We start from the raw sequence: 13,830 nt of genomic DNA on the forward strand, positions 1-13,830 counted from the left end.
GCGACCGGGAGGTGAGATGCCCGGCTGTTCAATTTGGAAACTAACGCAAGCGCCCCCATAATTGCCGCCAGCTCTGGCTGTCAGCAGTTCTTTATGGCGGTTATGTGCGGGCAGGCTTCGGTCTGGCCGGGTTTAGTTTCCTTACCGGTAATCTCACTCCGTACATAGCTGCCACCTCATTCCACGGGTGAGATCGGGAATGAAGGTGCAATTTCATAAGGAAATGCGTGATGGATAAATTGATCCCCGACCCACCCTCAACAACCCCACTCGCCGACGCCAGGCGCGCCGAAGAGCAAGCCAGAAACGAGCAAGCCGTCAAACGGGCCCTCGATTTCTACCTCAGCCCGGAACCCCACAAGCGCCGTCAGCCGAGTGCGATGTACACGGTCTGCCCCAACATCGGCAACGAGAACCTGCTGGCCGACGCCTGTGAGTCCCTGGCGTCGGCCAGCATCCTGGTCAGCAACTTCGCCAATGAGCTCAGCGGCCCGCATCGCAGCATGGCATTGGGGATCCAGCAGATCGTCATGCTCGCCGAGCTGGCGGTGAACCGGGCGCTGGACCGGGTGGCGCCGTTGGCGTGAGGCCGGAGCGTTCCGCCCATCGAACAGTCTCGGCATGAGGCCGGCCGGTTCCTTTTTCGGGGCTGTAAAGTGGTGGCGCGCAGGTATACTGCGCGCTTTCTCGGCTCCTTTCCGGAGCCGACCTCCCGCCTCCCCGGAGCCCCCATGACTGCCCCCACCGACGACGCCGTGACCGACGCCCCGGCCGTTCAACCTGATGCCAGTGAAACCCCGTCGGCCATCCCGGACTTCAAGTTCCCGTTCAGGCCCGGTGAGCTGGCCGCCGCCAAGGGTTCCAACCAGCCGTGGTACAAGAACGGCGCCAAGAACGGCCACACCAAAGTCCCCGGCATGGCGCCGCCCGGCACCCGGCGGTCGATGGGCAAGCGCTGATCCGGCGCCGATGTGCGGCCATCGGCTGCGATTTTCCGTCGCAGTGATGGCTAATTGCTCAGATCCTGAGCCAGATCAACGTTTATCCATTGAGTGCGCTTAGAGTCAGCAGCCCTGCCGACTCTTTCCAATAAAACGAGCGCGCTCTCCATGAAGATCAATCTCCCGGTGACCGGGCGCAACGTCGATGTTGCGCCCGATGCGAACATCCTCTCGACCACCGATCTGAACAGCGCGATCACCTACGCCAACGACGACTTCATCAACATCTGCGGTTATGGCCGTGACGAGCTGCTGGGCGCGCCGCACAACCTGCTGCGCCATCCGGACATGCCGCCCCAGGCGTTCGCCCACATGTGGCAGACGCTCAAGCGCGGGCGTTCCTGGATGGGGCTGGTGAAGAACCGCTGCAAGAACGGTGATCATTACTGGGTCAGTGCCTATGTCACGCCGGTGACGCAGAACGGCGCGGCGGTGGAGTACCAGTCGGTGCGCACCCGGCCGGACGCGCGGCTGGTGGCGGCGGCGGAGCGGGCCTATGCGCGGTTGCGCGAAGGTCGCACGTCGCCTTGGGCGCGCCTGCCGGTGCTGGGGTTGCGGGGGCGGATCACGGCGCTGGCCAGCGCGTTGCTGGCGCTGGTGCTGGGCACCGAAGCGTGGTTGCGGCCGGAGTCGTTGTGGATCGATGCCGGGGCGTTCGTGGTCGGCAGCGCGGTCTGCGCCCTGGGCGTGGGCTGGCTGCTGCGGCCGCTGGAGCGCTTGACCGCGCGGGCGCAAACAATCGCCGACAACCCCTTGAGCCAGGGCATCTACACCGGCCGGCGGGACGAGTTCGGCCAGATCGAGTTTGCCTTGCAGATGCTGGAGGCCCAGGTCGGCGCGGTCGTCGGGCGGATCGGCGACGCTTCGCAGCGGCTGGCCGGGCATGCCGCGCAATTGGTCGATCACCTGCACAGCAGCCACACCAGCAGCCTGGCCCAGCAGGCTGAGACCGATCAAGTGGCGGCGGCGATCCATCAGATGGCGGCCAGTGTCGCCGAGGTGGCCAGCCATGCCCAGCAGGCCTCGGTGGCGGCGGACATGGCCGGCACGGAAACCCGTGAAGGGCATCTGCTGGTCGGCGAAAGCCGCACGGCGGTGCTGCGCCTGGCCGAGGAGCTGGGCCGGGCGACCGAGGTGATCCATCAACTGGAAGGCCACAGCAGCGAGATTTCCGGGGTGCTGGAGGTGATCCGCAGCATCGCCGAGCAGACCAACCTGCTGGCGCTCAACGCTGCCATCGAAGCGGCGCGGGCCGGGGATGCCGGGCGCGGGTTCGCGGTGGTGGCCGACGAAGTGCGGGGGCTGGCCCAGCGTACCCAGCAATCGACCAACGAGATCCAGCGGATGATCAGCACCCTGCAGAACGGCGCCCGGGACGCGGTGCTGGCCATGCAGCAGAGCGGCGAGCATGTGGACAACAGCGTCGAACAGGCGAAGCGGGCGGCGCAGGCATTGGACGGCATCAGCGGGCGTGTGGGGCAGATCACCGAAATGAGCCTGCAGATCGCGGCGGCGGTGGAGGAGCAGAGCGCGGTGAGCGAGGACATCAACCGCAACATCGTCAGCATCCGCTCGGCCTGCGAGGTGACGGTGGACGAAGGGCGGCAGAGTCAGGCCAATTCGCAGGACGTGGCGGGGCTGGCGGGGGACCTGCGGTCGTTGGCGCGGGAGTTCTGGGGGCGGCGTCAGGTCAGGGATTGAGGGTGTTCCGGCCGGCCTCATCGCCAGCAGGCTGGCTCCCACGGGGGGCGTTGCCGGACGGGTCTCTTCGCGGGCAAGTCGAATCGTCGGACCGCAGCTCCCACAGGTTTTTGGGTGTGCAGGGATTTGCGCACGACCGGGATCCCTGTGGGAGCCAGCCTGCTGGCGATGGCGGCAGCCCAGGCGCCGCAGGCTCCCACAGGTGACATGGGGGCTCAAAATCAGTGAACGACGCGGACCCTGTGGGAGCTAGCTTGCTAGCGATGAGGCCGCCAGCCCCGGTGCAAGATCTGGATCAGGCCGCTCGCAGCGGAATGAAGGCATAGGTCAGCGCCGGCTCCGTCACCACCTGCGCCCCCGCCGCCCGCACTTGCCCGGCAATGTCATCGCCGGAGACATGGAACTGCCATTCACCCGGCGTCTCGGCCAGCGGTTGCGCCGTCACTTGGTCGATCACGCCGGCCAGCGCCGCCATGTCCGGCAGGTACGCGGTGAAGCCGTCGCCCTTGAGCGCGGTGGTGCGGATGCCGAGCAGTCCGCAGACCGCCTCCTTGATGCGGATGTCGTCGCGGTCCGCCTGGCGCGACCGCTGGATCAGTTCCACCAGTTCTCGGTCCACCAACTCCCCGCCGACGATCAGCTCCGGCCCCTGGGTCCAGGATTCCGGCGGGCAGTCCTTGGCGGCGGGGTTGAGCGGGATGTGCGGGTTGATCTCCGCCGGGTAGATGCGGCACACCAGCGGGCGGCGTTCGTAGATGCGGCAGCGCTTGTCGTCGTCAAGATTCCGGCAGGGACCGACGTTGTAGGCGGCGAAGGTGATCGCCACGTGGACGTGGGCCTCTGCGCTGCGCACCACGGCCGAACGGCGCTCGGCGTGCTCGCGCTGCTGCGCCGGCAAGCCCAGGCCGTTGCCGAGGAACGCCTCCACCAGCACGATCACTTGACCGCCGTCCGCCGCCCACATGCGGGTTTCGGCCAGGGTCAGGGGCACATGGTGGTCGGTGCAGCATTTGCCGCAGCCCACGCAGGAAAACGTCGTATTCATTGAACGGCCAATCTTCGGTCAGGAGGTGGAGCGGCGACGGAAAGCCGCCGGGCTGAGCCCTGGCGAAGCAAGTTGCACGCCATTCACCGACCCTTGGCGGTCGGCCGCACCGAGTCCCATTCGGTGACGTAGGCGCTCTTGGCCTTTCTGTCGTACAGGCACAGCTCGGTGCCTTGCTGGCCTTTCATGTGTTTTTGCGGGTACTGGCCCTGCAGCAGCACGGCGGTGTAGCCGACCCGGTCGTCGAACGGCGCGGCGGTGCCGACGGGCTTGGGGGCTTTCAGGCCGCTGGCCTGGGTGCAGGCGGCGAGCACGGCTTTGTCGTGGGCGGCCCAGGCGTCGGGGCTGGAGGCCTGGGCCAGCCGGGCGAGGGCCGCGAGGCAGAAGAGGGTGAGGGCTTTCATGGTTCGGCATCCTTGGGGGTGGGTGTCCAAGGTTCGGAGTATGCCTGATGGGGGGCGGTTGTCAGTGCTGGCCATTCGCGAGCACGGACGCCATCGCCAGCAGGCTGGCTCCCACAAAGTTCTGCGGTAAGCGATCGGGTCAGTCGGGCACGGGCTCGCGGTGGACCACGTACATCCCGGCGCTTTCGTACAGGCGTTGCGCGCGCAGGTTGTCTTCCAGCACCTTCAGGTCGACGAAGCCTTCGTGGCGCGCCCGAAACACCCTGAACACCTCCAGCAGCAGCGCCCGACCCAGGCCCCGACCCTGAAGGCGGGGATGCACCACCAGGTTCTTCAGGTACGAACTGGTCCAGCACTGCGCCACGCCGACGATGCCCTCGGCATCGCTGGCGATCAGGCACAGCGTCGGGTCGTATTCCGGGTCGATCTCGAACTGCGCTTGCCAGTGTTCCAGCGTCGGCACCCGGCCGCCGCCTTCGCGGTAGCCGAGCTCCATCAGGCGGTGCACCGCCGGCGCCAGTTCAGTGCGGTAGGTGGCGAGTCCGATCCCGTTCGGCCACTCGATGGGCGGCACGTCCTGGCTCAGGTCGCGCCGCATCAGGTAGCAGAAGGTCTCGGCCATCGGTCAATGGCCCTGGGCGGCGACGTACTTGGCCGCTTCGATCAGACAGTGGGTGAGTTCCGGCGAGGAGAACTTGGTCAGCACTCCGTTGGCGCCGGCCTGACGGGCCTTTTCGCTGTTCATCGCGCTGTCGAGCGAGGTGTGCAGCAGCACATAGAGGTGGGCGAAGTCTGGCGTCTCGCGCAGGGTGCGGGTGAAGGCGTAGCCGTCCATCTCCGACATTTCGATGTCCGAGACGATCAGGTTGATCTCCTGCGCGGTGCCTTGCAGGTCCAGCAGGCAGCCGATGGCTTCCTTGGCGCTGCGGGCGGTGTGGCATTCCAGGCCGAGGTTGCGCAGGGTGTGCACCGATTGCTGCAGCGCCACCTGGCTGTCGTCCACCACCAGGATGCGTGCGTTGCCCAGCACTTCGGCGTCTTCCATGCTCAGTTCGGTCGGGGTCAGGTCGATCTCCACCGGGGCGATGCCGTGGATGACCTTTTCGATGTCCAGCACCTGCACCAGCGTGCCGTCCACCGACGTGACGCCGGTGATGTAGGCACGCGAGCCGCCGGAGCCGAAGGGCGGCGGCTTGATGTCGGTGGTCAGGCAGTGGACGATCTTGCTCACCGCCTGCACGTGCAGGCCCTGTTTCGAACGGCTGACGTCGGTGACGATCAGGCAGCCGCCGTTGGGATCCTCCAGCGGCCGCTCGCCGATGGCGCGGCTCAGGTCGATGACCGACAGCGACGTCCCGCGCAGGGTGGCGATGCCTTTGACGTGGGGGTGCGACTCCGGCAGCTTGGTCAGCGGCGGGCAGGGGATGATTTCACTGACTTTCAGCAGGTTGATCGCCATCAGCTTGCCGCTGCGCAAGGTAAACAGCAGAAGCGAAAGTGAATCTGCGCGGGCTTTGTTGGAAGACATAAAAACCTTCTGTTGAAAAAGGTGAGCGGCGATCCACGGATCGCCAGCAGGTATCGATGCCGGGTTATCGACTTGATGCCGGCAGGCTTTAGGGATTCTGGCGCCAATCGGACGGCGTGGCGGTCATTTCATCCCCAGCCTTTTGGCCAGCCGCCCCAGGTTCGCCCGGTCCAGCCCCAGTTCACGGGCGGCGCTGGCCCAGTTGTCCCGGTGGCGTTCCAGGGCGGCGCCGATCAGCTGGCGCTGGTACTGCTCGGTGGCGCTGCGCAGGTCTGCGCCGGGCAAGGGCAGGGCGGCTGCGGCGACCGGCGGCGCCAGGTTATCCACAACCTCGCGGGGCAAGTCGAGATCCGCCGCATGCAAGGTGAGGATCTTCGGCCGTACCTTGCAGTTGCCCAGCGCCTTGAGCGCGCTGCGGCCGATCAGGTGTTCCAGTTCGCGCACGTTGCCCGGCCAAGTGTAGGCCAGCAGCGCCTCCTGGGCGTCGGCGCTCAGGCGCAGGCTGCCCAGGCCCATGCGCGAGCGGTTCTGCTCCAGGAAAAAGCCGCTGAGCAGCAGCACGTCGCGGCCCCGGTCGCGCAGGGCCGGCACCCGTAAGGGGTACACGCTCAGGCGGTGGTAGAAGTCGGCGCGGTAGCGGCCGTTGCGCACTTCGTCGGCCAGGTCGCGGTTGGTGGCGGCGATCAGGCGCACGTCCACCTGGTGTTCCTTGTCCGAGCCCAGGCGCTGCAGTTGACCGCTCTGCAGTACCCGCAACAGCTTGGCCTGGACGGTCAGCGACAGCTCGCCGACCTCGTCGAGGAACAGCGTGCCGCCGTTGGCCAGTTCGAACTTGCCGCGCCGGTCGGCGGTGGCGCCGGTGAAGGCGCCGCGCACGTGGCCGAACAGTTCGCTTTCCACCAGGGTGTCCGGCAGGGCGGCGCAGTTGAGGCTGATGATCGGTTTGTCGGCGCGGGGCGAGGCGGCGTGGATCGCCTGGGCCACCAGTTCCTTGCCGACCCCGGTCTCGCCGGTGATCAGTACGGTCAGGTCGCTGCCGCCCACCAGTTGGATCTCTTCCACCAGACGTTTATGGGCCTTGCTCTGACCGATCATTTCCCGGTGCTGCTGGCCGCTGGCCTGGCGATAGACCTCGGCTCGCTGGTGTTCGTCTTCGGCGCGCAGCGCCAGGCGCTCGATGCGCTCGGCGGCGTTCACCGTGGCCGAGGCCAGGCTGGCGAAGGCTTGCAGGGCGTCGAGCTCGATCGGCTCGAAGCGTTCGGGGTCGAGGGCGTCGAGGGTGATCAGGCCCCACAGCCGTTCATCGACAAACAGCGGGCAGCCGAGGCAGTCATGGACTTCCAGGTGGTCGGCCAGCCCGTCCACCAGACCGTCGTAGGGGTCGGGCAGTTCGCTGTCGGCGGCGAAGCGGGTCGGTCCTGCGCCCGCCAGCAGCACTTCGAAACGCGGGTGCTCGCTGACCTTGAAGCGCCGCCCCAGGGTGTCGGCGCTCAAGCCGTCCACCGCCAGCGGCACCAGGCAATCGCCGTCCAGGCGCAGCAGCGCGGCGGCGTCGCACGGCAGTAGCGCGCGCATGGCTTCGAGCAGGCGTCGGTAGCGCTCGCCCTCGGGCAGTTCGCGGGACAGGTCGGCGACCAAGGGGAGCAGGGCGGTGAGCAGGGGTTTGGCGGACATGGTGGTAGTCATTCGGACTCTGTGTAGTCGGCGTGACTATACGCGCGCCTGTGTCGATATGACTACGCTATTTATAACTCATTGATTTTATTCAATAAAAAACTTGGCATGAAAGCTGAAACGCTTAAGACATTAATCAAGAAAGCTCAGGAGTCACCCTTATGCTTAGCGTTCAGGACCGTGCAATCATCAAATCCACCGTGCCGCTGCTGGAGAGCGGCGGCGAAGCGCTGATCACCCATTTCTACCGGATGATGCTGTCCGAATACCCTGAGGTGCGCCCGCTGTTCAACCAGGCCCACCAGGCCAGCGGCGACCAGCCCCGGGCCTTGGCCAACGGCGTGCTGATGTACGCCCGCCACATCGACCAGCTCGACCAGTTGGGCGATCTGGTGGCCAAGATCATCAACAAGCACGTGGCGTTGCAGATCCTGCCGGAGCACTACCCGATCGTCGGCAGCTGCCTGCTGCGCGCGATTTCCGAAGTGCTGGGCGACGAGATCGCGACGCCTGACGTCATGAGCGCCTGGGGCGCGGCCTACGGCCAGCTCGCCGACATCCTGATCGGCGCCGAATCCGCCATCTACGACCAGAAGGAACAGGCGCCCGGCGGCTGGCGCGGGGCGCGGGAGTTCATCGTCGCGGCCAAGGTCGAGGAGAGCGCGGAAATCATCTCGTTCTACTTCGAGCCGGCGGACAAGGGCCCGATCCTTGCGGCCGAGCCTGGCCAGTACATCGGCATGAAACTGATCCTCGACGGCGAAGAGATCCGCCGCAACTACTCGCTGTCGGCGCTGGCGAACAACGGCCAGTACCGCATCAGCGTCAAGCGCGAGCCCGGCGGACGCGCCTCCAATCACCTGCATGACCAGCTGCACGTCGGGGCGAGCATCCAGCTGTTCCCGCCGTCGGGCGAGTTCACCCTGACCGACAGCGACAAGCCGCTGGTGCTGATCAGCGGCGGCGTCGGCATCACGCCGACCTTGGCGATGCTGGAGGCGGCGCTGGAGACCGAGCGTCCGGTGCACTTCATCCACTGCGCGCGCAACGGCGGCGTGCATGCGTTCCGCGACTGGGTCGACGGGCTGGCCGAGCGTCACCCGCAGCTCAAGCGCTTCTACTGCTACGCCGAGGACGACGGCGTGAGCCCGGCGGCGGACAAAGTCGGGCTGTTGAGCGAGGAGCAACTGGGCCGATGGCTGCCGGCGCAGCGTGACGTGGACGCCTACTTCCTGGGGCCGAAGGGCTTCATGGCGGCCATCAAGCGCCACCTCAAGGCGCTGGGCGTGCCGGAGGCGCAGAGCCGTTTCGAGTTCTTCGGGCCGGCGGCTGCGTTGGAGTGATCTGAAACCGGGTGGCCTTCATCGCGGGCAAGCCCGCTCCCACAGGAACCGTGGTGGATGCAGAAAGTGCGGCCACTGCAAAACACTGTGGGAGCGGGCTTGCCCGCGATTGGCCGTGATGCGGTCCCGATTCTTAAAAAGTGTTTAAAGGTTAATCGTTTCTTAACCGGTTTATCGTTTATTCCCCGATGCTGATGATAGGCGCTCGTTCGTTTACAGGATCAGGATCGCCCCATGTCGCACCTCACCTTCTCCCGCCGTTTCAGCCTGGCCGCATTGGGCCTGTCGGCTGCCTTGCTCGCCAGCCCGTTCGCGTCTGCCGAATCCGCCTTGATCAAGCCCCAAAGCCTGACCGTTGACCGGAGCCTGCCCAAGGCGCAGCAAGAGGCGATGGAGCTGGCGGCGCGGCGCTACGGCAGTTTCTGGAACTCGGGGGAGGAGGCGTTGGCCACGGCGGCGCTGTCGCCGCAGTTCGTCGACATGACCCCGCCGCAAGGCCGGGTGCAGGGGCCGACCGGCCCGTTGCTGGCGTCCAGGTTCTTCCGCACGGCGGTGCCGGACCTGAGCTGCGAGATCGAGCAGATGATCGTCGCCGGCGACCGCGTGGTGGTGCATCTGCACTTTCGCGGGCATTTCACCGGCACGTTCAAGGCTCTCAAAGGTCAGGGCCAGCGTGTAGACTTCCGGGCAACCGATATCTATCAGATCGACAATGGCCGGATCGCGGCCAATTGGCATATCGAAGACAACATCAGCCTGATGGCGCAACTGCAGGCGCAGGCGCCGGCCGGCTGAACCATGGACATGAAAGGGAAACGCGATGAGCGAGGAATCGATTCGGTTGGGACGTGAGCGGCGCTGGCTGGTGTTGCTGGGCATCATCTGCCTGGCGCTGATCGGCGGGGCGCTGTACATGCAGATCGTGCTGGGCGAGGCGCCGTGCCCGCTGTGCATCCTGCAGCGCTATGCGTTGCTGCTGATCGCGCTGTTCGCGTTCATCGGCGCCGCCATGCGCACTCGCCGCAGCATCACGGTGTTCGAGGCGCTGGTGGTGGTCTGCGCACTGGCCGGTGCCGGCGTCGCGGGGCATCACGTGTACACCCAGTTCTACCCGGCGGTGAGCTGCGGCATCGATGTGCTGCAACCGATCGTCGATGACCTGCCGCTGGCGAAGATCTTCCCGCTGGGCTTCCAGGTGGACGGTTTCTGCTCGACGCCGTACCCGCCGATCCTCGGCCTGTCGCTGGCCCAGTGGGCGCTGCTGGCCTTCGTGCTGGTGGTGATCCTGGTGCCGCTGCTGACCGCGCGCAACCGCCGGGCGTTGCGCTGAGTCAACTTATCCCAAGGCTTGCCGATACAGGACGGCGCCCCGATTTCCGGGTTCGGAGATCGGGGCGCCGTGCCATTTCAGGGGCCGCGTGAAAACGTCGTGACGAACGGCAACGAACGGTGCGGCAAGTGTGCGACATGTTGTCACACACGTTGCGCCGCGGTGTCGTTTTCAGGACAGGGGAGACGCAGGATCAGGCAAGCGAACGGTTCTGTTTCGACATTTGTCAGCATTTATTCAGCGTCGCTCCGGCAGGCAGTTTTAACAACATCTGGCATTTGGCCAGAACCCTTTGGTTATCGGGGTTTACGCCGATCGGGGATCGGGAAAATGCCTTCGGAGCTGTCTGATCTGGGGCGGGTACACCTACATTTTTTGGTGTTTTTGTTGAGAATCGATTTCGATACCATGCGCCACTTTTGCAAAAACGGTGATGGATTGTTGCTCTGAGGGATAAAAATTATTTCGGGATGAGACATGGTGTCGGGGGCGCTACCTCACTACAATCGCCCGCACTGAATTCCCGGCACTGCCCGTCCTTATAGAGGCACAGGCAGGAAGTCGGGTATCGGGGCGGCCATGAGGCCTGCCGCGATACCCAGGTGTCGGTGCCTTCCAACTTTCCGCACCAAATGGAATTGGTCTGTAACAAGGCCTTTGACCACGAATTCGAATAAGAACTGACCGCTGTCCCAGGATTTGTCGAGCGTCTGACGCGCGACGGGCGGCCCTTATTCAATCCAAAGAAAATGCCAACCCTTGGCAGGGTGAAGTGTTGGCGATCAAAACCCAACTGCATTGCGCAAGCTGCTTTAGAGGTCGTGAGATGAGTAAAAACAGGTACCCCAGATTACTAGGCCTAGTGCCGCTGCTCGGCACGTTGCTGCTGGGAGGCTGCAACATGACCTTGCTCAATCCAACGGGCCAGATCGGCCTGGAACAGCGCAACCTGATCATCACCGCCACGCTGCTGATGCTGTTGGTCGTGGTGCCGGTCATCGTGATGACCTTCCTGTTCGCCTGGAAGTACCGCGCCTCCAACAAGAACGCCGTCTACACCCCGAAATGGTCGCACTCGACCAAGATCGAAGTGGCCGTCTGGACCATCCCTGTCCTGATCATCATCGCCCTGGGCTACATCACCTATAAGTCGACCCACTCGCTGGATCCTTATCGCCCGATCGAATCCGACCTCAAGCCTGTGACCATCGAAGTGGTCGCGCTGGACTGGAAATGGCTGTTCATCTATCCGGAACAAGGCATCGCCACGGTCAACAAGATCGTGTTCCCGGCGCACACGCCGATCAACTTCAAGATCACCTCCGACGCCGTGATGAACTCGTTCTTCATCCCGGGCCTGGGCGGCCAGATCTACGCGATGGCAGGCATGCAGACCAAGCTGCACCTGATCGCCGACCGCAACGCTGAAATGGAAGGCATCTCCGCCAACTACAGCGGCGCTGGTTTCACCGGCATGAAATTCAAGGCTATCGCAACTTCCCAGGAAGATTTCGACGCCTGGGTAAGTGAAGTCAAAAAGGCACCTAAACAGCTTGATCAAGCTGAATACGCAGCCCTTTCCAAGCCAAGCCAGAACAATCCGGTTGAGCTCTACTCCTCGGTCACGCCGAACCAGTTCCAGATCATCGTCGACAAGTACGAAGGCATGAAACCGGGCAAGCCTCTGAAGCACGAGAAGAAAGAGAAGGAAGTGGCCGCCACGGAAATGGACTCGAATTCGCATTCAGCTGCCGGGGCAGAGGAGTAAACGATGTTTGGTAAATTAAGTTGGGAAGCGGTTCCTTTCCACGAGCCGATTGTCATGGTCACCATCGCCATGATCGCGCTCGGTGGTCTGGGGCTGTTCGCGGCAATCACCTACTTCAAGAAGTGGACCTACCTGTGGACCGAGTGGCTGACGTCGGTCGACCACAAGAAAATCGGCGTGATGTACATCATCGTCGCCATGGTCATGCTGCTGCGCGGCTTCGCCGACGCCATCATGATGCGTTCCCAGCTGGCCATGGCCACCGAGGGTTCGCCTGGCTACCTGCCGCCTGAACACTATGACCAGATCTTCACCGCCCACGGTGTGATCATGATCATCTTCATGGCGATGCCATTCTTCACCGGCCTGATGAACCTTGCGGTGCCGCTGCAGATCGGCGCCCGTGACGTTGCCTTCCCGTTCCTGAACTCCCTGAGCTTCTGGCTGCTGGTGTCCGGCGTCGTGCTGATCAACCTGTCCCTGGGCGTCGGCGAATTCGCCAAGACCGGCTGGGTTGCCTATCCGCCGCTGTCGGGTCTGCAATACAGCCCTGGCGTGGGTGTGGACTACTACATCTGGGCGCTGCAGTTATCGGGCCTGGGTACGACGCTAACGGGGGTCAACTTCCTGGCCACCGTGCTGAAGATGCGTACCCCTGGCATGAAGCTGATGGACATGCCGATCTTCACCTGGACCTGCACCTGGGCCAACGTCCTGATCGTGGCTTCGTTCCCGATCCTGACCGCCACCCTGGCGCTGCTGACCCTTGACCGTTACATGGATTTCCACATTTTCACCAACGAACTTGGTGGCAATCCGATGATGTACGTCAACCTGTTCTGGGCCTGGGGCCACCCTGAGGTGTACATCCTGATCCTGCCGGCGTTCGGCATCTTCTCGGAAGTCGTCTCGGCGTTCACCGGCAAGAAACTGTTCGGCCACCACTCGATGATCTACGCCTCGGGCGCGATCTCGGTGCTGGGCTTCATGGTTTGGCTGCACCACTTCTTCACCATGGGTTCGGGCGCCAGCGTCAACGCCTTCTTCGGTCTGGCGACGATGCTGATCTCCATCCCGACGGGCGTGAAGCTGTTCAACTGGCTGTTCACCATCTACCAGGGCCGTCTGCGCTTCACCAGCCAGGTGATGTGGACCCTGGGCTTCATGGTGACCTTCGCCATCGGCGGCATGACCGGCGTACTGCTGGCCATCCCGGGTGCGGACTTCGTGCTGCACAACAGCCTGTTCGTGATCGCGCACTTCCACAACGTGATCATCGGCGGCGCGGTATTCGGCTACATCGCAGGCTTCGGCTTCTACTTCCCTAAAGCGTTCGGCTTCAAGCTGCACGAAGGCTGGGGCAAGGCAGCGTTCTGGTTCTGGATCGTCGGCTTCTTCGTCGCGTTCATGCCGCTGTACGCACTGGGCTTCATGGGCATGACCCGTCGCCTGAACGCCACCACCAACCCTGAGTGGGTGCCGTACCTGTACGTCGCCATGGTCGGTGCGGTGCTGATCGCGTTCGGTATCGCTTCCCAGCTGATCCAGCTGTACGTGTCGGTGCGTGACCGCAACAAGCCAGAGAACAAGTGCGAACACGGCGACCCGTGGAATGCCCATACCCTGGAATGGTCGACCTCGTCGCCGCCACCGTTCTACAACTTCGCCGTCCTGCCGAAGGCCGACTGCATCGACCCGTTCACCGAAGCCAAGGAAAACGGTACCGCGTACCAGAAGCCGGCCAAGTACGAGCCGATCCACATGCCGAACAACACCGCCACCGGTGTGGTGATGGGCGCTCTGCTGACCGTGTTCGGTTTCGCGATGATCTGGCACATCTGGTGGCTGGCGATCGCGAGCCTGGCAGGCACCGTGATCTACTTCGTGATCCACGCTGCGCGTGACGATCAGGGCTACATGGTGCCGGTCGACGTGATCGAGCGCATCGAAGCCGAGCAGCACAAGCGTCTGGTCGCGGCCGGCAAGATCCCGGCGTCCGCCACCCGTGTTGAAACCAAGTTGGAACAGGCTTAAAC

General features: G+C 64.1%; 13 protein-coding genes and 1 pseudogene. 9 read left to right on the forward strand and 5 right to left on the reverse strand.

Annotated elements, in window-relative coordinates:
* Nucleotides 1–230 precede the first annotated feature (230 nt).
* The 4 genes and pseudogenes from CAG33_RS24300 to CAG33_RS24310 all read left to right on the forward strand — a co-directional run bounded on the left by CAG33_RS24300 (nt 231) and on the right by CAG33_RS24310 (nt 2,702).
* Nucleotides 231–587: a DUF6124 family protein gene (locus CAG33_RS24300; RefSeq protein ID WP_085584877.1), complete on the forward strand. Its 357-nt coding sequence runs from the start codon at nt 231–233 to the stop codon at nt 585–587.
* A 144-nt stretch (nt 588–731) separates the two neighbouring features.
* On the forward strand, nt 732–959 hold the full coding sequence (locus tag CAG33_RS24305; RefSeq protein ID WP_085584879.1) for a hypothetical protein: 228 nt from the start codon (nt 732–734) through the stop codon (nt 957–959).
* A 150-nt stretch (nt 960–1,109) separates the two neighbouring features.
* Nucleotides 1,110–1,391: pseudogene (locus CAG33_RS29130) on the forward strand (PAS domain-containing protein); the annotation flags it as partial.
* 207 nt (nt 1,392–1,598) lie between these two features.
* On the forward strand, nt 1,599–2,702 hold the full coding sequence (locus CAG33_RS24310) for a methyl-accepting chemotaxis protein (protein WP_371856117.1): 1,104 nt from the start codon (nt 1,599–1,601) through the stop codon (nt 2,700–2,702).
* Between the two features lie 295 nt (nt 2,703–2,997).
* On the opposite strand, the gene CAG33_RS24315 is transcribed toward CAG33_RS24310, so the two are convergent.
* The 5 genes from CAG33_RS24315 to norR all read right to left on the reverse strand — a co-directional run bounded on the left by CAG33_RS24315 (nt 2,998) and on the right by norR (nt 7,353).
* Entirely contained in the window at nt 2,998–3,747 is a 750-nt protein-coding gene (locus tag CAG33_RS24315; RefSeq protein ID WP_085584883.1) for a YkgJ family cysteine cluster protein, read from the reverse strand.
* 83 nt (nt 3,748–3,830) lie between these two features.
* Nucleotides 3,831–4,151, reverse strand: a complete 321-nt coding sequence (locus CAG33_RS24320; RefSeq protein ID WP_085640820.1) for a hypothetical protein — start codon at nt 4,149–4,151, stop codon at nt 3,831–3,833.
* A gap of 139 nt (nt 4,152–4,290) precedes the next feature.
* Nucleotides 4,291–4,773, reverse strand: coding sequence for an N-acetyltransferase (locus CAG33_RS24325; RefSeq protein WP_256576752.1), 483 nt, complete (start codon nt 4,771–4,773; stop codon nt 4,291–4,293).
* A 3-nt stretch (nt 4,774–4,776) separates the two neighbouring features.
* Nucleotides 4,777–5,679, reverse strand: a complete 903-nt coding sequence (locus CAG33_RS24330; RefSeq protein ID WP_085584887.1) for a chemotaxis protein CheV — start codon at nt 5,677–5,679, stop codon at nt 4,777–4,779.
* A 123-nt stretch (nt 5,680–5,802) separates the two neighbouring features.
* A complete protein-coding gene (gene norR / locus CAG33_RS24335; protein ID WP_085584890.1) occupies nt 5,803–7,353 on the reverse strand; it encodes a nitric oxide reductase transcriptional regulator NorR in 1,551 nt (516 codons plus the stop codon).
* Nucleotides 7,354–7,514: 161 nt separating this feature from the next.
* On the opposite strand from norR, the gene hmpA reads away from it, so the two are divergent.
* From hmpA to cyoB, 5 genes are all read left to right on the forward strand, one after another.
* Complete coding sequence (hmpA, locus tag CAG33_RS24340; protein ID WP_085640822.1) at nt 7,515–8,696, forward strand: NO-inducible flavohemoprotein; 1,182 nt, start codon at nt 7,515–7,517, stop codon at nt 8,694–8,696.
* 234 nt (nt 8,697–8,930) lie between these two features.
* Nucleotides 8,931–9,491, forward strand: coding sequence for an ester cyclase (locus CAG33_RS24345; protein WP_085584894.1), 561 nt, complete (start codon nt 8,931–8,933; stop codon nt 9,489–9,491).
* A gap of 25 nt (nt 9,492–9,516) precedes the next feature.
* Nucleotides 9,517–10,026 carry a disulfide bond formation protein B gene (locus tag CAG33_RS24350; RefSeq protein ID WP_085584896.1) on the forward strand — a complete coding sequence of 170 codons (510 nt, stop codon included), beginning with the start codon at nt 9,517–9,519 and terminating at the stop codon, nt 10,024–10,026.
* A gap of 826 nt (nt 10,027–10,852) precedes the next feature.
* Complete coding sequence (gene cyoA / locus CAG33_RS24360; RefSeq protein WP_085640824.1) at nt 10,853–11,794, forward strand: ubiquinol oxidase subunit II; 942 nt, start codon at nt 10,853–10,855, stop codon at nt 11,792–11,794.
* Nucleotides 11,795–11,797: 3 nt separating this feature from the next.
* The gene (gene cyoB / locus CAG33_RS24365; RefSeq protein ID WP_085640826.1) at nt 11,798–13,828 is read left to right on the forward strand and encodes a cytochrome o ubiquinol oxidase subunit I; all 2,031 of its coding nucleotides are present in this window, start codon (nt 11,798–11,800) and stop codon (nt 13,826–13,828) included.
* Nucleotides 13,829–13,830: the final 2 nt, after the last annotated feature.

Source organism: Pseudomonas sp. B3(2017), from assembly GCF_002113595.1.
In the GTDB taxonomy this organism is placed as follows: Bacteria; Pseudomonadota; Gammaproteobacteria; order Pseudomonadales; family Pseudomonadaceae; genus Aquipseudomonas; species Aquipseudomonas ekonensis.